The sequence below is a fragment of the Oceanobacillus kimchii X50 genome, from assembly GCF_000340475.1.
GTDB lineage: Bacteria > Bacillota > Bacilli > Bacillales > Amphibacillaceae > Oceanobacillus > Oceanobacillus kimchii.
In genome coordinates this window covers 3,154,362-3,175,695 of sequence record NZ_CM001792.1, presented here as the reverse complement: position 1 = coordinate 3,175,695, position 21,334 = coordinate 3,154,362, and the positions used below count along the sequence as shown (strand labels likewise).

General features: G+C 36.7%; 22 protein-coding genes. All 22 read left to right on the top strand.

Annotated features, from left to right (window positions below; genetic code table 11):
- Positions 1 to 178 precede the first annotated feature (178 nt).
- A complete protein-coding gene (gene rho, locus C794_RS16230) occupies positions 179 to 1,459 on the top strand; it encodes a transcription termination factor Rho (RefSeq protein WP_017798219.1) in 1,281 nt (426 codons plus the stop codon).
- A 163-nt stretch (positions 1,460 to 1,622) separates the two neighbouring features.
- Positions 1,623 to 1,868, top strand: coding sequence for a type B 50S ribosomal protein L31 (locus C794_RS16225; RefSeq protein ID WP_017798218.1), 246 nt, complete (start codon positions 1,623 to 1,625; stop codon positions 1,866 to 1,868).
- A 243-nt stretch (positions 1,869 to 2,111) separates the two neighbouring features.
- Positions 2,112 to 2,735 carry a thymidine kinase gene (locus C794_RS16220; protein WP_017798217.1) on the top strand — a complete coding sequence of 208 codons (624 nt, stop codon included), beginning with the start codon at positions 2,112 to 2,114 and terminating at the stop codon, positions 2,733 to 2,735.
- Positions 2,736 to 2,876: 141 nt separating this feature from the next.
- Positions 2,877 to 3,947, top strand: coding sequence for a peptide chain release factor 1 (prfA, locus tag C794_RS16215; protein ID WP_017798216.1), 1,071 nt, complete (start codon positions 2,877 to 2,879; stop codon positions 3,945 to 3,947).
- Between the two features lie 4 nt (positions 3,948 to 3,951).
- The gene (gene prmC, locus C794_RS16210; RefSeq protein ID WP_017798215.1) at positions 3,952 to 4,815 is read left to right on the top strand and encodes a peptide chain release factor N(5)-glutamine methyltransferase; all 864 of its coding nucleotides are present in this window, start codon (positions 3,952 to 3,954) and stop codon (positions 4,813 to 4,815) included.
- Between the two features lie 335 nt (positions 4,816 to 5,150).
- Positions 5,151 to 5,750 carry a stage II sporulation protein R gene (gene spoIIR, locus C794_RS16205; RefSeq protein ID WP_017798214.1) on the top strand — a complete coding sequence of 200 codons (600 nt, stop codon included), beginning with the start codon at positions 5,151 to 5,153 and terminating at the stop codon, positions 5,748 to 5,750.
- Positions 5,751 to 5,825: 75 nt separating this feature from the next.
- On the top strand, positions 5,826 to 6,227 hold the full coding sequence (locus C794_RS16200; protein ID WP_017798213.1) for a GNAT family N-acetyltransferase: 402 nt from the start codon (positions 5,826 to 5,828) through the stop codon (positions 6,225 to 6,227).
- A 176-nt stretch (positions 6,228 to 6,403) separates the two neighbouring features.
- On the top strand, positions 6,404 to 7,423 hold the full coding sequence (locus C794_RS16195) for an L-threonylcarbamoyladenylate synthase (protein ID WP_017798212.1): 1,020 nt from the start codon (positions 6,404 to 6,406) through the stop codon (positions 7,421 to 7,423).
- 164 nt (positions 7,424 to 7,587) lie between these two features.
- A complete protein-coding gene (locus tag C794_RS16190) occupies positions 7,588 to 8,136 on the top strand; it encodes a manganese efflux pump MntP (protein ID WP_017798211.1) in 549 nt (182 codons plus the stop codon).
- Between the two features lie 418 nt (positions 8,137 to 8,554).
- Entirely contained in the window at positions 8,555 to 9,526 is a 972-nt protein-coding gene (locus tag C794_RS16185; RefSeq protein ID WP_017798210.1) for a trypsin-like serine peptidase, read from the top strand.
- Positions 9,527 to 9,551: 25 nt separating this feature from the next.
- Positions 9,552 to 9,839: a hypothetical protein gene (locus C794_RS16180; RefSeq protein ID WP_017798209.1), complete on the top strand. Its 288-nt coding sequence runs from the start codon at positions 9,552 to 9,554 to the stop codon at positions 9,837 to 9,839.
- Between the two features lie 495 nt (positions 9,840 to 10,334).
- Complete coding sequence (locus tag C794_RS16175; RefSeq protein WP_017798208.1) at positions 10,335 to 10,937, top strand: low molecular weight protein arginine phosphatase; 603 nt, start codon at positions 10,335 to 10,337, stop codon at positions 10,935 to 10,937.
- A 14-nt stretch (positions 10,938 to 10,951) separates the two neighbouring features.
- Positions 10,952 to 12,352: a methyl-accepting chemotaxis protein gene (locus C794_RS16170; RefSeq protein WP_017798207.1), complete on the top strand. Its 1,401-nt coding sequence runs from the start codon at positions 10,952 to 10,954 to the stop codon at positions 12,350 to 12,352.
- Positions 12,353 to 12,532: 180 nt separating this feature from the next.
- Entirely contained in the window at positions 12,533 to 13,087 is a 555-nt protein-coding gene (locus C794_RS16165; protein ID WP_017798206.1) for a TIGR01440 family protein, read from the top strand.
- Positions 13,088 to 13,144: 57 nt separating this feature from the next.
- Complete coding sequence (locus C794_RS16160; RefSeq protein WP_026133831.1) at positions 13,145 to 14,380, top strand: serine hydroxymethyltransferase; 1,236 nt, start codon at positions 13,145 to 13,147, stop codon at positions 14,378 to 14,380.
- 810 nt (positions 14,381 to 15,190) lie between these two features.
- On the top strand, positions 15,191 to 15,820 hold the full coding sequence (gene upp, locus C794_RS16155; protein ID WP_017798204.1) for a uracil phosphoribosyltransferase: 630 nt from the start codon (positions 15,191 to 15,193) through the stop codon (positions 15,818 to 15,820).
- 230 nt (positions 15,821 to 16,050) lie between these two features.
- Complete coding sequence (locus tag C794_RS16150) at positions 16,051 to 18,258, top strand: S8 family serine peptidase (protein ID WP_017798203.1); 2,208 nt, start codon at positions 16,051 to 16,053, stop codon at positions 18,256 to 18,258.
- A gap of 440 nt (positions 18,259 to 18,698) precedes the next feature.
- Complete coding sequence (locus tag C794_RS16145) at positions 18,699 to 19,088, top strand: ATP synthase subunit I (RefSeq protein ID WP_017798202.1); 390 nt, start codon at positions 18,699 to 18,701, stop codon at positions 19,086 to 19,088.
- A 56-nt stretch (positions 19,089 to 19,144) separates the two neighbouring features.
- Positions 19,145 to 19,867: a F0F1 ATP synthase subunit A gene (gene atpB, locus C794_RS16140; RefSeq protein ID WP_017798201.1), complete on the top strand. Its 723-nt coding sequence runs from the start codon at positions 19,145 to 19,147 to the stop codon at positions 19,865 to 19,867.
- A gap of 45 nt (positions 19,868 to 19,912) precedes the next feature.
- Positions 19,913 to 20,119: a F0F1 ATP synthase subunit C gene (gene atpE, locus C794_RS16135; protein ID WP_017798200.1), complete on the top strand. Its 207-nt coding sequence runs from the start codon at positions 19,913 to 19,915 to the stop codon at positions 20,117 to 20,119.
- 136 nt (positions 20,120 to 20,255) lie between these two features.
- Complete coding sequence (atpF, locus tag C794_RS16130; protein WP_017798199.1) at positions 20,256 to 20,783, top strand: F0F1 ATP synthase subunit B; 528 nt, start codon at positions 20,256 to 20,258, stop codon at positions 20,781 to 20,783.
- Complete coding sequence (locus C794_RS16125) at positions 20,780 to 21,325, top strand: F0F1 ATP synthase subunit delta (RefSeq protein WP_017798198.1); 546 nt, start codon at positions 20,780 to 20,782, stop codon at positions 21,323 to 21,325. The genes atpF and C794_RS16125 overlap by 4 nt, the downstream gene beginning before the upstream one ends.
- The last annotated feature ends 9 nt before the right edge of the window (positions 21,326 to 21,334 follow it).

The following is a 21,334-nucleotide window of genomic DNA, read 5'->3' as shown; positions in this document are numbered from 1 at the left end:
AGCGATAATCTTTTGAACAACCTCTTAAAACAACTTCGAATCGCTTCTGTTAAACTCAAACAATCTTCTAGTAACCTTCCAATTTAGATGGACAATCAATAAGGAATATGCGTTTTAGTGAAATTAAATAAACAAAATCATGTAATAAAACAAGAATTTAGACAGGCGTGGTGATTTAGTGGAAACATTAACAATCTCTAATTTAGAGACAATGACATTAAAGGAAATTTATGCGTTGGCAAAGGAATATAAAGTTTCTTATTATGCTAAGCTGACCAAAAAGGAACTAATTTTTGCTATTCTAAAAGCACAAGCGGAAAAAGATGGATTTCTATTTATGGATGGCATCCTTGAAATTATACCTTCTGAAGGTTTCGGTTTTCTTCGTCCGATCAATTATTCTCCAAGTGCAGAAGATATCTATATTTCTGCTTCCCAAATACGTCGATTTGATTTAAGAAACGGTGATAAAGTTTCAGGTAAGGTACGTCCACCTAAAGAAAATGAAAGATATTATGGATTACTTCATGTCGATGCAGTTAATGATGAAGATCCTGATTCTTCAAAAGAACGTGTTCATTTTCCTGCATTAACAGCTCTATATCCAAATCGTACGATACAACTCGAGACAAAAACAAATCAACTATCTACAAGAATTATGGACTTGATGACTCCAGTAGGTTTTGGTCAGCGTGGATTAATTGTTGCGCCGCCAAAAGCTGGTAAGACAATGTTGATTAAAGAAATCGCAAACAGCATCTCTAAAAATCATCCTCATGCGAAATTGATAATTTTATTAGTAGATGAGCGACCTGAAGAAGTAACAGATATTGAACGCTCTGTCTCGGCCGATGTCGACGTAGTTAGCTCTACGTTTGATGAGGTTCCAGAAAGCCATATTAAGGTTTCTGAATTAGTATTAGAGCGCGCAATGCGTTTAGTTGAACACAAGCGGGATGTCATTGTACTTATGGATAGTATTACTCGTCTAGCAAGAGCGTATAACCTAGTTATTCCTCCGAGTGGACGAACGCTTTCTGGTGGTATTGACCCTGCAGCATTTCACCGTCCAAAACGATTCTTTGGTGCTGCCCGAAATATTGAAGAGGGTGGTAGTTTTACAATTCTTGCAACTGCTCTTGTTGATACCGGATCACGCATGGATGATGTGATCTATGAAGAATTTAAAGGTACAGGTAATATGGAACTGCATCTCGATCGTCATCTTGCCGACCGACGAATTTTCCCAGCGATAGATATTATGCGTTCGGGTACACGTAAAGAAGAGTTACTAGTTGATAAAAGTCATCTTGATAAAATGTGGGCAATTCGTAAAACAATGCAGGATTCCCATGATTTCTTAGACCGTTTCTTAAAACGATTAAAGCAATCGAAAAGCAATGAAGAATTTCTTCAATTAATGGAAGAAGAAATGAAACGAAAAGGGATTTCTCGATAGTTCTATTTTAATAAAATGAATGACATACTCCTGTTGCATTTAGAACCGGAGACTGTTATAATCTTTCTATGTGAGTTTAGAAAAGGTGTACCCAACCGCCTATGACGACTCTTACAATAACTCTGTTTCCAAGGGACTCAGGGCAAAAAGGAGCGGAAATACAATGAAAAAGGATATTCATCCAGAGTACAAAAAAGTAGTATTTCTAGATACTAGTACGAATTTCAAATTCTTAAGTGGTTCTACAAAAGAATCTGATGAAACAATTGAATGGGAAGATGGAAACACATACCCATTAATTAAAGTAGAAATCAGTTCTGATTCTCACCCGTTCTACACTGGTAAGCAAAAAGCTGACAAAGTCGGCGGACGTGTGGATCGCTTTAAGAAAAAATATAATCTTCAATAAGAATGCTATTCAACGTAAGATTACGTTGAAGGCTTCCTAAAAAAGGCAGGCAAAATGTCTAATTTTGCCTGTTTTTTTACTTTCATTATTGTTAAAATAAGCTACATATGATGTCGGGATGAAATATATATCATCTACATATACTTACGAGTGCTTGTTTAAGGAGAATGTCCTGAAGTGTTTGTTTCACCGGACTTTTTGCACAATCTCGTACGGAGGAATATCTTGAGAGGGGATCTTCACATGTATGTAATGAAACAAAATGGCTGGGTAGAATTAATTTGTGGAAGTATGTTTTCTGGGAAATCAGAAGAATTAATTCGTCGCGTACGTCGTGCGACATATGCCCATATTAATGTAAGAGTGTATAAACCAGCAATCGATGATCGCTATGATGATAAAGCAATCGTGTCACATGATGGAACTTCTACTATGGCACGTCCAATTCACGATGCTGTTGAAATATTAGAAGATGTTGATAAACATATAGAGATTGTAGGGATTGATGAGGTTCAATTCTTTGATAATAATGTCGTAGATGTAATAGAGGAACTTGCTAATCGAGGTGTCCGTGTAATGGTAGCAGGTCTCGATTTAGATTTTCGCGGAGAACCCTTTGAACCTGTCCCGAAGATTATGGCATTAGCAGAGTCTGTAACGAAATTAAATGCCATTTGCCCGATATGCGGCTCACCTGCAAGTCGTACACAACGACTTATTGACGGCAAGCCAGCTTCATATAACGACCCTATCATTTTGGTTGGTGCTTCTGAATCTTATGAACCTAGATGTAGACATCATCATGAAGTTCCTTTTCGCCCAGAAAATAATTTTGCAACAAAATCATGGGATGCATTAAAAAGTTAATAGTCAAAAATAAGCATGGATAGGTAAGTAATGAAAACTTATACTATCCTTTTTTGTACGAGCTTAACATGGATGTTAAATTGACCCAGGGACTCCCATATACTATAATGATACTGTTAATTAGAAAGAGGTGTATGTCCGATGTTAGATCGTTTACAATCATTAGAGGACAGATATAATAAATTAAATGAAATGCTTAGTGACCCGGAAGTTATTAATGATTCTAAAAAACTTCGTGAGTACTCTAAAGAGCAATCTGGCTTAGAAGACGTCGTTCAAGCTTATCGTGAGTATAAAGAGGTCACCGAACAGTTAACCGATGCAAAAGAAATGATGGAAGATAAATTAGATGATGAAATGTATGAAATGGTGAAAGCAGAAATCTCTGAATTAAACGGACGAAGAGAAGAACTAGAATCAAGTATGAAGATTCTTCTATTACCAAAAGACCCAAACGATGATAAGAACGTATTTATGGAGATTCGTGGTGCTGCGGGTGGAGACGAGGCTGCTTTATTTGCTGGTGATTTATATCGAATGTATTCTCGTTATGCGGAACACCAAGGGTGGAAGATTGAAGTTATGGAAGCAAGTTCTACAGGTGTAGGCGGATATAAAGAGGTCATCTTTATGATTAATGGATCCGATGTTTATTCGAAGCTAAAATACGAAAATGGGGCTCATCGGGTGCAGCGGGTTCCAGAAACAGAATCTGGTGGACGTATACATACTTCAACAGCAACCGTAGCTGTACTTCCTGAAGCGGAAGAAGTGGAAGTAGAAGTTCATGATAAGGATATTCGTGTCGATACCTTTGCATCTAGTGGACCAGGTGGCCAAAGTGTAAATACAACGATGTCTGCTGTTCGACTTACACATGTACCTACTGGAATTGTAGTATCCATTCAAGATGAGAAATCACAAATTAAAAATAAAGAAAAAGCAATGAAAGTATTGCGTGCACGTATTTATGATAAATTCCAACAAGAAGCACAAGCGGAATATGATGAAAATCGTAAATCTGCAGTTGGATCAGGAGACCGTTCCGAACGTATCCGAACGTATAATTTCCCGCAAAATCGTGTAACAGATCACCGAATCGGTCTAACAATTCAAAAATTGGACCAAATTATGCAAGGGAAATTAGATGAATTTATCGATGCTTTAGTAATGGAAGAACAAACGAAAAAATTAGAGCAAATAGGTGAGTAATTAAATGAGTGATAAATGTTATGAAGTCCTTCAACGGGCTTCTCTTTTTTTAGAAAAGGCTGGACGCGAGCCAAAAGTAGCAGAGATTCTCTTGTTACATCATTTACAAATAACAAAAGAGAAATTGTTAATGAGATGGAGAGATTCCATTGATAAAAATACCATCGAGGCATTTGAAAAAGACATCTTTACGCACGTAGAGACAGGAGTTCCAGTTCAACATTTAACGAAAGTAGAACATTTTTATGGACGTGAATTTGAAGTAAATCAACATGTTTTAATTCCCCGTCCAGAAACAGAAGAATTAGTCCAACAAGTAATCCAACAGGCGCATACAATGGATAAACCTTTAACTATTGTCGATGTTGGAACTGGTAGTGGAGTAATTGCGATAACATTAGCGCTTGAGCTTGCTGGATCACGCGTTTTTGCAACGGATATTTCAGATAAAGCATTATCGGTTGCAAAAAGAAATGCTCAGGCGCTGCAAGCGGAAGTCACTTTTCTGGAAGGAAACTTTTTAGAACCATTTTTAGGTTTAAATCAAACAGCAGATATCGTCGTTTCCAACCCGCCGTATATACCTTCGTCAAAATCTGAAGAGTTACAAGATACGGTGAAAAATTTTGATCCTGAATTAGCATTGTTTGCAGAGAATAATGGCTTAGCTGCGTATCATGCTATTTTAAGACAAATGCAGACCATGAAATTATCAGAGCAATCGATTTTAGCTCTTGAGATCGGATTTGATCAATCAGCAGCGATTACAAACATGATTAGACAGAACCTACCTTCAAGAGAAGTATGTACTATTAAAGATATAAATGAAAAAGACCGAATTTTATTAGCGAATGTAATAAAAGGATAAGAATAGATATAAAGAAATTGCGTTATAACCAAAAGTTTTGGTCAAAAGAAGGATGGTAGTTAGAATAAGAAATATACGGAGATTCCTTGAAAATTAAAAATCGATTTTCTGCGTGCGATGCAATGCTGTCGAGGTCTTCCTTGTCATGGGAGAGGCTAAAGAGCAAACCCTGATGCATAAGCATCAGGAAGCTCACCAGCCGCCGTAGGATAAGCGGAGTTTGTGATCTCTTTGAACTTTTCTATTAGCTAAAGAAATAAATTCATAGATTCATAGTATAAATAATCACCTCCTTGTCCAGACTGTTGATGAACAGATGGAAGGGAGATTTTTTTATGAAAAAGCTTTGGCTCTTATTAGGATTATTAGTAGGATTATTTTTTCTTATACCGTTAGTTGCTTTTACATCTAGTTCTGATTCTAAAGAGGATACAGGATATCAAGTCATTCCTGACGAAGCGATTCGTCTTCGAATTTTAGCAAATAGTGATAGTGATAGTGATCAAGAAATAAAACACAAAGTGCGTGATGAAATTAATGAAGTAGTTACTGAGTGGGTAAAAGATATTGATGATATTCATGAGGCAAGGAAACTAATTCAATCAAGAATCTCAGAATTAGAAACAGTGGTTGATGAAGCGTTAATCGAAGAAGAGGAAAATGTTGGATACACTGTAGAATATGGTGAAAACATATCATTTCCGGCAAAATTATATGGAAACTATTTATATCCAGCAGGAGAATATGAGGCAATTCTAGTAACGCTAGGTGAAGGATCAGGTTCGAATTGGTGGTGTGTATTATTCCCGCCTTTATGCTTTCTTGATTTCTTCAACGGAACGTCTGTTGCAGCTGAAGGCGAAGAACATGAAGTAGAGGAAGAAGAGGAGACAGAGGTGAAATTCTTTTTATTTGAATGGTTAGGATGGTCATAGTTTCTCTATTATTTGCATAGAATAACAATAATTAGATGAAAGATTATCTACTAAACTTTTAATAGAGGTGATCACATGCAAATTTTAAAAGTAGAAGAAGCGGAAAAACAAGCAGTGAATGATTTTCTCGATAGAAATGAAAATGTATCGAAAGACTGTCTATTGACACACGGATACGTAGTTGAAATGAATGGTAGAATTGATGGTTGTTTTGTGTTAGAACCAATGGAAGATCATGCGTTTTGGTTAAAACAATTGTATATAACGCAATCGGAAGCAAGAAAACTTCCTGTCTTATTAGAAGGAATTCTTGTAATAGCTAGAAAAATTGAAGCAAAATGTGTATATGTGCATAGTCATCAGCCAGTTGTGGATATCCTTCTAGAAGCATTGCAGTTTAAGCGTGAAGAGCAAATTGAAGTGAGGAAAATAGACCAGCATAAAAAAGGAAATTGGTGGACGTATAACGTATCATAATAGGAGTTACACACAGTATACACAGCCACCTGTGTATAAATAGGGATAACCTGTGAACAAAAACAACAATGTGGATAAGTTCGTGTGGAAAAGTGGATAATCATGAAGGATTATTCACTTTTTTGCGTTTCTAGTCGGCTTCTACTAAAATAGAAACGTAGAAAAGAGGTTACGGAATGACTACGAAACGATGGAATATGAATGATATAGACAAGAATCAAGATTATATAAAGGAAGCTGCAGCTGTACTGAGATCCGGTCAAACGGTAGCTTTCCCAACAGAGACAGTGTACGGATTAGGTGCGGATGCCACAAATTCACAAGCGGTTTCTAATATTTTTCAAGCAAAGGGTAGACCGGGGGATAATCCACTTATAGCTCATGTGGCTACAAAAGAACAATTACAACGTCTAGTTACTTTTGTACCAGCCTATGTGGATAAATTAATTGCTCATTTTTCTCCGGGCCCGTTGACGTTTATTTTACCAAGTAATGGGACATGTGCTTCAAATGTAACAGCAGGACTTGATACAATCGGTGTACGTATACCGAATCATCCTATAGCATTACAATTATTAAAGGAAGTGGATACTCCGATTGCAGCACCGAGTGCAAATATTTCTGGAAAACCTAGCCCGACAACAGCTGATCATGTTTTTGAAGATCTTGAAGGAAGAATTGCAGGACTCGTCGATGGTGGCCCAACAGGAGTTGGGTTGGAATCCACTGTTATTGATTGTACACAAGAGATTCCAGTGATACTTCGCCCAGGTGGAGTTACGAAAGAGAATTTAGAGAGCGTGGTTGGACACGTTATGGTTGATCCAGGAATTATAGATGGTGAAGGGAAACCGAAAGCTCCAGGATTGAAGTATAAGCATTATGCCCCAGAGGTTCCTTTATGGATTTTTGAAGGTGATAGTAATGGATTCCAAAAGTTGATTGAGAAAGAACAGCAAAACAATCATAGAGTTGGTGTATTATGTTCCAATCAATCTGCAATTCAATTATCTCATGATAATATCTATCAGCTAGGTGATTCGATGGAAGAGATTGCATCAAGCCTTTATGATGGCTTGCGTTATTTTAAACAACAAGCAGTAGATATTATTATTTGTGAGTCTTTCCCCGAAACGGGAATGGGCCAAGCAATTATGAATCGATTACGTAAAGCTTCTGACTCGACAATTAAGTAAAGAATCCGAAATGAATTGAAACTTTTTACACACAATCCATTTCTTTTATGGTCGAGTTATTTTCCTTGTACGGATACAAGGGTACTAAAATTATTATAAACAGGTATTCATAAGCCTTCTTATTCATGCATATAGTGTATTAGCATGTCCTAGGGGGAAATTGAATGACTTTTTCAACGGAATATATATCAATCATTTTATTAGCAATTGGCTTAAGCATGGATGGATTTTCAGTTAGCTTGGGTCTAGGAATGCAACAATTACGATTAAAACGGATTGCGTATATTGGGTTAACGATTGGACTTTTACACATGTTAATGCCTTTGGCGGGTATGTTGCTTGGACAAGTTATTTCCGAGCAAATCGGTCAATGGACATCGCTTGCTAGCGGGGTACTACTATTTTTAATAGGTGCACATATGTTTTTTTCTGCTTTTCATTTAACGGAAGGGTTTCGTTGGCAGCCGGTGGGTGTAGGACTGTGGATAATAGCATTCAGTGTTAGCTTAGATAGTTTTACAGTTGGACTGGGACTTGGAATATCTGGAGTTCAAATTCTTGTTACTCTTTTAGCTTTCGGCCTTATCAGCTGTTTTGTCACATGGCTGGGGATGCTGATTGGTCGTAAAGTGTATAGGTTTTTAGGGGTGTATAGTCAACTTCTTGGAGGAAGTATACTTTGTGGATTTGGTATATTTATTTTATTTAGTTAGTACATGAATCAATTTCCTAATTTAATATATTTGCTATAAAATCCGAATGTCGTGATATTTGATTTCCATTGCAGACGGATGCTTACCGCAGGCACGGCTTCAGCTAACTTGAAAAGACGACCACTTTTCAAGTTAGCTGAAGCTCGTGCTTTTCCTGCAGGGGTCGCCGTCTTTCATTACAATCAAAGCCAAGACTTTCCTGTAATCCAAACAATAAAATTTGTATTCTTACTTTGATACCGATATTTACGTATATTAAACATCATTTTTCCAATTTGATGAAATTTTACAAAAATTATAGATATTTACTTTCCAATATGTTACAAATGAGTTGTATTTATTACAAATTAGGAGGTGAATATTCTTATCGAAATTACATCATGAATCACTTAATAAAAAACTAGAGAGGATTGATTGTATGAGTAGAAAGAATTTATTATCAGTATTTATTGCCTTCATTACATTTCTAATAATTACACCTTCTGTTTTGGCTAATGAAGCTGAGATTATTTCAGAACAAGAAGATGCAACGTATCAAATGTTTGATAACTCAGAGGAATATTGGACAAAAGAAAGAATGGAAAATGCAATTCCAATGGATAAGCATGTTGATAAAGCTACGGAATCAAAAAGCCTAACAGATTCAGAAGCAAATGAGAATCAAACAAACGAAAGGCCATACAACACAGAACCTGCTAGCCCCAAGTATAATAATGCGTTAGATTTTAGTCCAAATGCAGTTGTTCCTAGTACTACAGGAAAGCTATTCTTTTACAATCCGAACGATGGAAATAATTATGTTTGCTCTGCTTCGGCAGTCAACAACCCAAACAAGAATTTAGTTTCAACTGCTGGTCATTGTATGCATGAAGGTAGTGGCGGAGATTTTTACACGAATATCGTATTTGTTCCAGCATATTATGAAGGGAACGCTCCATACGGGAGATGGGATGTAAATTGGAAAGTTACTTTTAGAGGCTGGACGGACAATGGTAATTATGACTATGATCAAGCATTTCTAACTGTATTTCAGAATGATGGAAGAAATCTTGTTAATGTCGTCGGAGGTAATGGGTTAAGTTTCAATTATAGCCAGAATCAATCTGACGTGCGTGTTACTGGTTATCCAGCAGCAGATCCTTACCCAGGAGACATCCCATATTCTTGTTATGGAGATACTTCTAAAAGATTTCTGAGTAATGATGCACAAATTTCATGTGGATTTACTGGTGGAGCAAGTGGTGGAGCATGGTTTAGAACTATGTCTAGTGAGAATTTAGGGCAGATATTTGCTGTAACTTCTAGGAGATCTGAGCCAAGAGGTACTCTATATGCTAGACCATTTACTTCAGATTATCGTGACTTATTCGAGGGTATGGAAGATAGATAGATTAAAATAAGGAAGGAGCTTATGAATGTCAGTATCCTTTAAAAGATTATATCTCGTCTTAATTAGTTTAATTATTCTTGTGGGTGTTATTGGATGTGGCAATGATGATGTGGAACTTCCAGAAGAATATGATCCATCTAATAAAGAAAATCCCCCTGAAGATGAGAGTACACCTGAAAGTGAAGAAGATCCTCCACCAGAAGGAGAAACTGAATTGCCTAAGAATCCTATCCCTAAAGATGAAATTGACCCAGGAGACAATCAGAATCCTCCTGGGGAATCACATGAAGAGAAAGATTCACCTAACAATTGAGCTAACTATATGTATTTAACAAATAGACCTATCAAAGGAGGCAAATAGCTACCTCCAAACGTTAGGTCTTTTTGTTTTCAGGTTAGTTAGACTAAAATCTATTTGGGCTGAGCAGGATCTTTACAATGTATTTGATGCTGTATATTTAAAAGAAAAACTTATGTCACTAGAATCTCTTTTTAAAAAGAGATATTGATAATTATTTTGGAATTAATGTAGCAAATTTCTAAGACATATACCCATGTATAAAAATACAGATACAGAAGACATATAAAAATGAGGTGGCTGCTTCTACAGAGCTACCTCACAGATAGAAAACCATATTCGAAAGAGAATAATTGCATGGGGGAAGAACTATAAATGAGTTATTAGAAATGTTAACTCATTTATAGTTCTTTTTTGGTAGGGTATAATGGCTTTATAAGAAAATTAAGGTAAACGTGTACTAGCATCATATGATATATTGATTTTTATAGAATAAGTGGAGGGTTATATATGAATGTTTTATTTATATGTACAGGAAATACTTGCCGAAGTCCGATGGCTGAGGGTTTGTTAAAAAGTAAGATGCCTAAATTGAATGTGAAGTCAGCAGGAACGACAGCAATGAATCATAGCCCTGCGTCAAATCATACCATTCAAGCATTATCTGAAAAAGGGATTGACATGCATCATTATTCCCAATCAGTAAGTGAGGAGTTAATAGAATGGGCAGATATTGTTCTTACAATGACTACTTCACATAAGCAATCGCTAATCATTCAATTTCCAGAGCAACAAGATAAGTATTTTACACTTAAAGAATATGTTTCAGAAGCCGATAAAGAAATATGGAAACAGATACAAAAGGCCTATGCTGATTTAGAGGAAAAACGTGCTTTATTTATTCATAATCATCAAGATATGATGAATAACTTTCAGTTACATCAATCGGTTTCAAAGGAATTTCAAAAAGAAATTAATGAGATTCAACGTTTGGAATCTAAACTAATCAATTATGATATTTCTGATCCATTTGGAGGTGGATTAGAACTTTATCGTAATACGATGAAAGAAATTGAAGACTGCATAGACCTTTTTGTTCAAAAACATACGTAATGTAGGAGGAAATTATGAAGAAAAAGTATCGGTTCAGTCTACGTTTGAAACTTGTTTTTTTAATAACTGTATTAGCAATGATTACTTATGGATTTAGTGCGTTATTTATTTATGTAGTAAATGATTATGTACAGCAATTTTGGACTATTTCCGATGAATTGTATTTAACAATCATATTATTACTAGGTATCTTTTGGTCGGGATTACTCGCCTTTTTTGCGGCTAAATGGATTACAAAACCAATGGAAAATTTAGAAAAAGTGGCAACGGAAGCATCTCTAGGAAATTTGGACCAACAAGTGATTATACCTCGATCGGACGATGAAATCCGTTCGCTTTCTTTAGCGGTCAATGGTATGTTAGAAAATCTGAACCGAATGGTACATAACATTGATACACATTTTGAAAAAACGAATGAGACAGTTGTTCAGTTAAAGAACGCATCTCATACAGCATCTCAACATTCGACAGCTATTGGTCAATCTATCGTCGATATTTCCAATGGTGCCGAGAGTTCATCAGAAGCTACTCAACAAACTGCAGCATCTGTTGAATTAGCTACCGATTTGGCTCGAAAAGTACAAGGAAAAGCAGAACAATCTACCGATAAATCGAAGTCGATGCTAACTACTTTACAGGAAGGGCAACGAGTGGTTCGGCAGTTAGTAACAGGTATTCAAAAATTAACAAATGAACAAGAATTATCGTTAAAAGATGTTGATCATTTAAAACAAAATGCAAAACAAGTAGAAACAATCATTACATTAGTGGGAGAAATTGCGGAACAAACGAATCTTCTAGCCTTAAATGCATCAATTGAAGCAGCACGTGCAGGTGAACATGGAAAAGGTTTTGCCGTTGTCGCTGAAGAAATTCGTAAACTAGCTGATCAAAGTGCTCAAGCAGTGCAGCAGATATCGGAGTTAATCGGAGCTATTCAGCATGATGTTACTCAGGTAGTAGAAAAAATTAATGAAAATGTGCAGTATGCAAAAGAAGAAGCAAAACAAGGAGAAGGAACGAACCGTACAATTGAACAGATGGCTGATTCCATTAAGGATGTTGCAAACGAGATTGAAATGATTCATCAGTTAGTAGATCAGCAGCTTCATTCCATTCAAGATACAGTACAACAATCTCAAGAAGTTGCAGCTATAGCAGAAGAAACATCAGCAGGAACAGAAGAAGTCAATGCTGCTATTCAAGAACAAGTAATAACAATGGAGCAAGTCGATCAATTAGCCCATGAAATGGAACAACATGCGAATAATTTAAAATCACAAATTAACCAATTTAAGGTAAGGAAACATGAAGTAGAAAGTAATGTTGAGCCTTTTGAGGCAGAAAAGGAAGAATCTTATCTAGAAAAAAGTGAATCTACTTTGACGAAAAATAGGAATAAAGAAGTTTCGTAAATTAACAAAAATCATGGTATGCTAAATGAAATGATAAGTGTCTGATAAGCAATAGACAATCTACCTCTTTTTTGTAGAGGAATATTACTGAAATTTGTTAATTGCCGGGCACTAGATCTAGACATTGTTACTGATGGGTCAAATGTTTCTTGACTTTCTAAGAAGTTAGGTGAAAGAATAATGACAAAAGATAGACTTGCACAAGATCTACAGTGTATTGTCAAAGAGTGGATAGACGCTAGTATTCTGCGAGAAAATGATATTTTCGTTATTGGCTGTTCGACAAGTGAAGTTGCTGGGCAGCCAATTGGAACAGCAGGTAGTGAGCAAATTGCTTCTACTATCTATCAACAACTCCAATTTCTACAAGATGCTACAGGCATACATTTAGCATTTCAATGTTGTGAACACCTTAACCGAGCAATCGTCGTAGAAAGGACAGTAGCAACATCCTATTCCTTACCAGAAGTTACTGTTGTACCGGTACGGCAGGCTGGAGGAGCAATGGCTACCTATGCCTATAAACATATGGATAATCCGGTTGTCGTAGAAGAAATTACAGCGGATGCAGGAATGGATATTGGAGAAACAATGATAGGGATGCATTTAAAACATGTTGCAGTTCCACTTAAATTCAAACAACGATTTGTTAATCATGCTCGTGTAAGAGCTGCTCGTACTCGACCAAAGCTAATAGGAGGAATTAGAGCCTTCTATGGTAATAATCATTATTAATTATCATCTACATCAGTAAATCTATAAAATCTCATTACATAGGGGGCTATACCAATGATGGAATATGTGAAACAAGCAGATGCCGAAGTGTTTGAAGCAATGCAAGCCGAAAAAAATCGTCAGCAAGATAAGATTGAATTAATTGCATCCGAAAACTTTGTTACGAAAGCAGTAATGGATGCGATGGGTTCTATTCTTACCAATAAATATGCAGAAGGTTATCCAGGCAAGCGTTATTATGGTGGTTGTGAGCACGTTGATGTAGTGGAGAACCTTGCTCGCGATCGTGCGAAAGAATTATTTGGTGCTGATCACGCAAATGTGCAACCTCATTCAGGAGCACAAGCCAATATGGCAGTTTATTCTGCCGTTCTTGAGCCTGGCGATACTGTATTAGGTATGAACTTAAATCATGGTGGACATTTGACTCACGGTAGCCCGGTTAACTTTAGTGGTCAATTGTATAATTTTGTTGACTACGGTGTGGATAAAGAAACAGAGCAATTAGATTATGATGCTGTATTGGAAAAAGCGAAGGAAGTTAAGCCGAAATTAATTGTGGCAGGAGCAAGTGCATACTCTCGTTCTATTAATTTTGCTAAATTCCGTGAGATTGCTGACACGGTAGATGCATATCTAATGGTAGATATGGCACATATTGCTGGCTTAGTTGCTACTGGTGAACATGAAAATCCAGTTCCGCATGCAGATTTCGTCACTACTACAACGCATAAAACTTTGCGTGGACCTCGTGGTGGTATGATTCTATGTAAAGAAGAATTTGCGAAAAAAGTTGATAAAGCGATTTTCCCTGGGATACAAGGTGGACCATTGATGCATGTTATTGCTGCAAAAGCTGTTTCATTTAAAGAGGCATTATCAGAAGACTTCAAAACATACACAAAGCAGATTGTTGCTAATGCGAAGACGTTAGGGCAAGCTCTTAATAAAGAAGGAATTCGTATTGTATCTGGAGGTACAGATAACCATTTACTTTTATTAGATGTTACTCCTTTACAATTAACAGGAAAAATAGCTGAAAAAGCATTAGATGATATTGGGATAACAACAAATAAAAATACGATTCCATTTGATCAAGAAAGTCCTTTTGTTACAAGTGGTATTCGGATCGGTACTGCTGCTGTAACTACTCGTGGTTTTGGTGAAGAAGAAATGAAAGAAATTGCTTCTATTATTTCTTTAACGTTAAAAAATCATGAAAATGAAACGAAGTTAAAAGAAGCGGTGCAACGTGTACAAACTCTTACAGAAAAATTCCCGCTATATGCTTAAATAGAATCGATAGAGACGAACAATAATTGGATGATAACACATTATCCAGTATTGTTCGTTTTTCTTTAATAGAGTCAATTTTATATTTGTGTGAATTCCGAAAAGCAGAATAGGTTTTGAAGCCCTGCTTCAGAAATATACTGCGCTTTCCGTGGGCGGATGGGTGAGCCTTCGGGTGCTTACGCATTCCTGGGTCTCGCCTAGGCCTACTTCCCACAGGACAAGGAAGACTTCGACAGCATTGCATCGCACGCAGAAAATCGATTTTTGATTTTCAAGGAGTCTCCGTATATTTCTTACGCTTATTCTAGCTATTATCCTACTATTGACCAAAATTTTTTGTTGAGTTAATGAAGCTGGAAGTAGCGGTTTCTGTATACGAACGATTGGAATCTCAATTTTAATCGCTAAGTTTTATTTAAACACCAATATTTTAGTGATAGTTATATAATAATGTTCGTATTATAACAAAACATGGCTTTGATTGGAATGGAAGACGGCAACTCCTGCAGGAATAGCACGAGCTGAAGATCCACTTGAAAAGTGTTTTTCTTTTCAAGTTAGCTGAAGCCGTGCCTGCTGAAAAGCGCCCGTCTGTAATGAAAATCAAAATAGAAAATGAGTAATTTAAACAAAGGTATCTTTTTGTTCATGATTTTTAAAATGGTTAAATCTTTGATGATATGATTAATTATCTTTAAAATCAAAAATTTGTAAAGACTTACCAACAGGAAAACTATACTTGAAAGCAGTGAATATTTTCAGTACAATTTTAAAGATATATCTTTTAATATGAGGAGTGATCTTAAGATGGGTAATGTATTTGTATTTGATCATCCGTTAATTCAACATAAATTAACGTACATACGTGATAAAAATACGGGAACAAAAGAGTTTCGTGAGCTTGTCGATGAAGTTGCAATGTTAATGGCTTTTGAAATTACACGTGACTTGCCAGTGAAAGAAGTAAATGTAGAAACTCCAGTAACTACGGCACCTTCTAAAGTTCTTGCGGGGAAAAAGCTAGGATTAGTTCCTATTTTACGTGCAGGTTTAGGAATGGTAGATGGTGTTCGTAAGTTAATCCCAGCAGCAAAAGTTGGACATGTTGGTCTATATCGTGACCCAGAAACATTCAAGCCTGTCGAGTACTATGTTAAACTTCCAAACGATATTGAAGAACGCGAACTGATTGTGATCGATCCTATGTTAGCAACAGGCGGTTCTGCGAATGATGCTATTGCAGCATTGAAAAAACGTGGCGGTAAAAATATCCGATTAATGTGCTTAATCGCTGCTCCAGAGGGTGTCGAAGTAATTAAGGAAGCACATCCAGATGTGGATATTTATTTAGCAGCTATGGATGAACGTCTTGATGATCATGGTTACATTATTCCTGGTCTTGGGGATGCTGGAGATCGCTTATTCGGTACAAAATAAAGTAACAAGTTGATATTTTTAGTTAATATACGGTCGATTTCTATGGAACAGCGATGTATTTCGAGACCATGGAAGTTGATCGTATTTCTATGTAATAAGTAAGGCGGATATGTGACTATTAAGCAATTTCTACAAATTTAGAATTAATTTATCTGAAAATAAATTAGATCAGATAATCCGTATAATTATAATTAAAACTTCAAAAGCTATGGGAGTAAGGTGGTGCTCGGATGCATATCGTAAAACTTATCCCCATATTTTTTTATGCAATTTTATTGTTCACTTGTAGTTATCCACAATTAACAACATTTGCAGAATTTAAACAAAAGGAATCGATTATTATTGAAGTGGAAGGTGACCCACATGAACAAGTGAAGTATATAGAAGATTACCATCCTTTTATTGAAGTGATTTCTGTATACGATACGATTTTTAATGGAATAGCCCTACAAGGTTCCCCAGAACAACTCCAGCGAATGGAAGCATTAGAATTCATTAAAAGTATCCATTCTGTACAAGAATATCAAGCTATACCAACTACAAAGTCTTCACTTTTAACTGAATTACAACCATCAATAACAGAGACAGATCCGTATTCGTGGAACGATACTTCCTACACGGGTAAAGGTGTAAAAGTAGGAGTAATAGATACTGGGATTGATTATGACCATCCAGATTTACAGAAGAATTATATAAACGGATATGATTTAGTGGATCTCGATGATGATCCGATGGAGACACAGCCTGAACAGGGAGTACCTACTTCACATGGGACACATGTAGCCGGAATCATCGCTGCAAATGGAGAATTAAAGGGAATAGCTCCAGATGCAGAAATCTATGCTTATCGTGCACTTGGTCCAGGTGGAGCAGGGACTTCTGTGCAAGTATTAGCTGCGATGGAAAAAGCGATTGAAGATGAAGTAGATATTATTAATCTTTCATTAGGTAACAATGTCAATGTTCCTGATTATCCAACAAGTCAAGCGGTAAATCGTGCTGCTGAACTCGGGATTTTTGTTGTGATTGCTAATGGTAATAGTGGCCCTGATGCATGGACTGTAGGTTCACCAGCCACCGCAAACAAAGCCTTTTCTGTTGGTGCTTCTACGACTCCGTCAACTGCTCCGGTATTAGAAGATTCTTTTGAAGATAAAACAATTCCATTGTTAGAGATGCTTGGTGCTCCTGAATGGAATTTGGAAAAAGATTATGATATTTCTTCAATAGAGGAAGAAGTAACCGGCTCTCTTTCTGGAAAAATAGCTCTTGTACAACGAGGGGAGATACCTTTTTATCAATTAGCGAAGCAAGCGGAAGAATTAGGAGCCGAAGCAGTACTTATATACAATAACGAAGCTGGACCTTTCCAAGGTTCTGTAGAGTTTCGTAATGCTCCCGTACAAATTCCCGTAGCAGCAATCTCTCAAGAAGATGGTGAATGGTTAAAACAACAAGCGGAGGAAACTAATCATTATTTCATTGATTCAAAACGTATAGATCAACCAGTTCAGGTAGCACCATTTAGTTCAAGAGGACCTGTGACAATTAACTGGCAGATAAAACCTGATATTATTGCTCCGGGTACTGGAATCTGGAGCACTGTTCCAGATGGATATCAAGCTATGGATGGGACGAGTATGGCCACCCCTCATGTAGCTGGAGCGGCAGCAGTAATTAAGGAAGCAAAACCAGATTGGACGAATGAACAAATTATTGGAGCAATCCAAACGTCGGCAGATCAACTTATGCATGCTGATGAACTAGTTTCTTCGACGGAACAAGGGATGGGAGTGATCGATGTGAATAAAGCGATTGAAGCAAATACGATTATTCATAATGGTCAACTCCAATTTGGCAAGGTAGATAACTATCGTCAAGAGTTTCAGCATAAGTTAATTGTTGAAAATATGACAGCCGAACCACAATCTTATCAATTTCAAATACCATATAAAGACAAAGGGATATCGTGGAATTTACCTGGTGCTTTTCAGTTGGATCCTTATGAAAAGAAGGAGATTCCTATCGAAGCGTTTGTTACAGGAATGCAATTAGATAAAGGAGTTCATCAAGGCTGGATAGCTTTAGAACAAGGAAATGCAACATATGAATTACCGTATATTATCGTAAATAAGGAAGCGGATCAACCAAAAACTGCTGGTTTTGAGTTTACGTTAAAAACCCTTTCTGACGATTTATATCAATATCAAATTTATATGACAGAATCGGCTCGAAAGCTTGAAGTTGATTTATATGATCCAGATACCCTTGTCTATAAGCGGAGATTGTTGGAAGAAAAGAACTTAGAACAAGGTCTACACACTGGAGAACTTACGACTAAGCAAGCTGGAAAAGGAGGATATTATCTAGCTATTGTAACTGTTTACATGGATGATGGAACGTATGAAAGCTCAGAGGCAATGGTCTACATTAAGTAGAAATACATTTGTTCACAAAAAAGTCATAAAACGAAAGTTGTTAAATAACATGAAAGAATCAATTTGTGATACAGTGCACAATAGGGGAAATCAGGGTGAGAAAGACTAATATGTCAATGTTTATATATGTAATATAATTAATATGATTAATGCCTATTACTAATTGACAATCCTAGCTTGGCTAATGTAAACTTGTTTAGTGTGGAGTGAGGAGAAACAGCTTTTTTAGCCAATTTTTGTTCGCGAAATTATCCCCTGTTATGAAACAGCGAACAATGGATCCTTCTGACTTCAAATACATAGATGCAATGAATGTAACACCTCCGCATCTAAAACTACAAGTAATATTACCTAGCAAGAGATTTTCCCCGATTTGATTGAAAACGGATGCAAATGTGAGTTGGTAGTCTTTTACCGGGTTTAGGAGTGTAGCAAATATAATGTCTAATTATGATAAAATGATAACCCGACAGCGTCAATGGATGTTTTATTTACTAGCAATATTAGTGCTTTGCGCTGGGTTTCTACCATATCCCCGTGTTTTTTTCGGATTAATCCTAGGTAGTATCATTAGTCTTTATAACTTGTGGTTACTACAGAGCAAGTCAGCAAAACTTGGGGAAACAGTTGCAGCAGGTGGGAAGGCCAGAGGAGGATTAGGTACGTTTACAAGAATGGCCGCCGCAGTGTTGGGAGTGATGATTGCGATGCGATTTGAAGAACACTTCCACTTTATAGCTGTAATCATTGGGATTCTTTCTTCTTATTTTGTTATGGCGTTAGATATCATTGTTTATCAATTATCTTTACGTAACCAGAAAGAAGACTAATCCTTTCCAGTATTCCATTTTTACTTACAAATAGTTTTAGTAAAGGGGTGATAATCTTGGATCACGAAAATCCAATAGTGCATGATATCTTTGGGATACCGGGTGCGAATCTTAACCTTTCTAACCTCATGATGACATTTATCGTGTGTCTTATTGTCTTTGTTTTCTGCGTATGGGGAAGCAGAAAGTTACAGATGAAACCGAAAGGAATACAGAACTTCATGGAATGGGCTGTAGAATTCGTTAGGGGTATCATACAAGACAACATGGATTGGAAAACTGGAAGAATATTTCTTCCGCTTGGACTAACTCTAATATTCTATATTCTAGTTAGTAATTTAATAGGTGTTGCAACGGTTGGGGTAGTTGGACATGACCTGTGGTGGAAATCACCTACTGCAGATGCGGTTATGACATTAACACTATCAACTATGATTATTGCATTAACACACTATTATGGTATTAAGTTAAGAGGTACAAAAGCTTATTTGAAAACATATGTGAGCCCAGTACCACTCATGTTGCCATTTAAAATCGTAGAAGAATTCACCAACACATTAACGTTGGGTCTTCGTTTGTTTGGTAACATTTATGCAGGTGAAATATTATTAAGTTTACTAGTAGGACTTGGAACAGCTAGTGTATTTGGATTCTTAGGATCAGCGCTTCCAATGCTGGCATGGCAAGGATTTAGTGTATTTATTGGAGCCATCCAATCTTACGTATTCGTTATGTTAACAATGGTTTATATGTCTCACAAAGTGAGCAGTGACCATTAATAAAAAATAATTTATTAGGTTTATTATAAAAGGAGGAAATTATCAATGGGAGCTTTAGCAGCAGCAATTGCAATTGGTTTAGCAGCATTAGGAGCAGGTCTTGGTAACGGTATGATCGTAAGTAGAACAGTAGAAGGTATTGCACGTCAACCAGAATTACGTGGTGCACTACAAGGTACAATGTTTATCGGGGTAGCATTAGTAGAGGCGATTCCGATCATCGCAGCAGTTATCGCGTTTATGGTAATGTAAATCGCAATTTTTCCTAGAATTATAATGGCGAAGTTCAGCTACAAAGAATCTTCGCCATTCCTTTATGCAAGAGTAACGATGTAGAATTTATACATCAGACCATAGATGTGATTTATTAGCGAAAGGAGTGGGATCGGTGCATTCATACATTGACTTGTTAAACATTGGAGCTAGTGTCGGTGGTTTACGTTGGCCAGATATGTTAGTTCAATTATTCTTCTTCCTTGTTCTCCTAGCGTTACTGAAGAAATTTGCTTGGGGACCATTAATGAATAAAATGGAAGAGCGTGAGAATTACGTAGCCAATGAAATTGAATCAGCAGAGCAAAGTCGTGCAGAAGCAGAAAAAGCTTCTAAAGAAGCAGCTGAGCAATTAAATCAAGTAAAAGCAGAAGCGCAGAAAATGATAGAAGACGCGAAGGCTGCAGGAGCAAAACAAGAGCAAGCCATCATCGATTCAGCGAGGGAAGAAGCAAATCGTATTAAAGAAGCAGCGCAAGCAGATATTCAAAATGAAAAAGAACGAGCTATTCAAGCGTTACAAGATAAAGTTGCATCCTTATCTGTATTAATTGCAAGTAAGGTTATTGAAAAAGAACTTAGCGAACAAGATCAAGAAAAACTAATTAATGAATACATTCAAGAAGTTGGGGAAGAGCGATGAGTAACTCCGTAGTAGCAAAACGTTATGCAGATGCGCTTTTTCAGCTCGGTAAAGAGAAGAATTCATTAGACCAATTAGTAGCAGATTTTCTTGTAGTTCGACAAATATTTACAAATGATCAAAAACTAAATGTTTTCCTGAAGCATCCAAAGATTGACAATGAGAAGAAGAAACAGCTTTTAACTCATGTGTTTAAAGGGACTGATCAGGTTGTGGTAAATACGTTGAAATTACTAGTTGATCGTCATCGTACATCTACCATTCCATCTATTGTTGATCACCTAGTCGCTTTGGTAAACGATGCAAAAGGAATTGCAGATGCAACCGTCTATTCCATTCGAGAATTAAGTACCGATGAAAAGGAACAACTTCAAACATCCTTTGCTAAACGTTTAGGAAAAACAAGCGTTCAGATTACGAATGTTGTCGATCCTAAGATTCTCGGAGGTATGAAAATAAGAGTCGGAAATACGATTTACGATGGAACGGTAAGTAATAAACTAAACCGCATTTCACGTAGCATCGTGTCTGCTAACAAATGATGATAGGGG

Coding starts and splice junctions, on each gene's coding strand:
- C794_RS16185 (WP_017798210.1), top strand. CDS start 8,555: ATGAGTAGAAAGAATTTATTATCAGTATTTATTGCCTTCATTACATTT.
- C794_RS16190 (WP_017798211.1), top strand. CDS start 7,588: ATGACTTTTTCAACGGAATATATATCAATCATTTTATTAGCAATTGGC.
- C794_RS16175 (WP_017798208.1), top strand. CDS start 10,335: ATGAATGTTTTATTTATATGTACAGGAAATACTTGCCGAAGTCCGATG.
- C794_RS16170 (WP_017798207.1), top strand. CDS start 10,952: ATGAAGAAAAAGTATCGGTTCAGTCTACGTTTGAAACTTGTTTTTTTA.
- C794_RS16150 (WP_017798203.1), top strand. CDS start 16,051: ATGCATATCGTAAAACTTATCCCCATATTTTTTTATGCAATTTTATTG.
- C794_RS16200 (WP_017798213.1), top strand. CDS start 5,826: ATGCAAATTTTAAAAGTAGAAGAAGCGGAAAAACAAGCAGTGAATGAT.
- atpE (WP_017798200.1), top strand. CDS start 19,913: ATGGGAGCTTTAGCAGCAGCAATTGCAATTGGTTTAGCAGCATTAGGA.
- C794_RS16165 (WP_017798206.1), top strand. CDS start 12,533: ATGACAAAAGATAGACTTGCACAAGATCTACAGTGTATTGTCAAAGAG.
- C794_RS16225 (WP_017798218.1), top strand. CDS start 1,623: ATGAAAAAGGATATTCATCCAGAGTACAAAAAAGTAGTATTTCTAGAT.
- prfA (WP_017798216.1), top strand. CDS start 2,877: ATGTTAGATCGTTTACAATCATTAGAGGACAGATATAATAAATTAAAT.
- C794_RS16195 (WP_017798212.1), top strand. CDS start 6,404: ATGACTACGAAACGATGGAATATGAATGATATAGACAAGAATCAAGAT.
- C794_RS16160 (WP_026133831.1), top strand. CDS start 13,145: ATGGAATATGTGAAACAAGCAGATGCCGAAGTGTTTGAAGCAATGCAA.
- C794_RS16180 (WP_017798209.1), top strand. CDS start 9,552: ATGTCAGTATCCTTTAAAAGATTATATCTCGTCTTAATTAGTTTAATT.
- upp (WP_017798204.1), top strand. CDS start 15,191: ATGGGTAATGTATTTGTATTTGATCATCCGTTAATTCAACATAAATTA.
- C794_RS16125 (WP_017798198.1), top strand. CDS start 20,780: ATGAGTAACTCCGTAGTAGCAAAACGTTATGCAGATGCGCTTTTTCAG.
- spoIIR (WP_017798214.1), top strand. CDS start 5,151: ATGAAAAAGCTTTGGCTCTTATTAGGATTATTAGTAGGATTATTTTTT.
- prmC (WP_017798215.1), top strand. CDS start 3,952: ATGAGTGATAAATGTTATGAAGTCCTTCAACGGGCTTCTCTTTTTTTA.
- C794_RS16220 (WP_017798217.1), top strand. CDS start 2,112: ATGTATGTAATGAAACAAAATGGCTGGGTAGAATTAATTTGTGGAAGT.
- C794_RS16145 (WP_017798202.1), top strand. CDS start 18,699: ATGTCTAATTATGATAAAATGATAACCCGACAGCGTCAATGGATGTTT.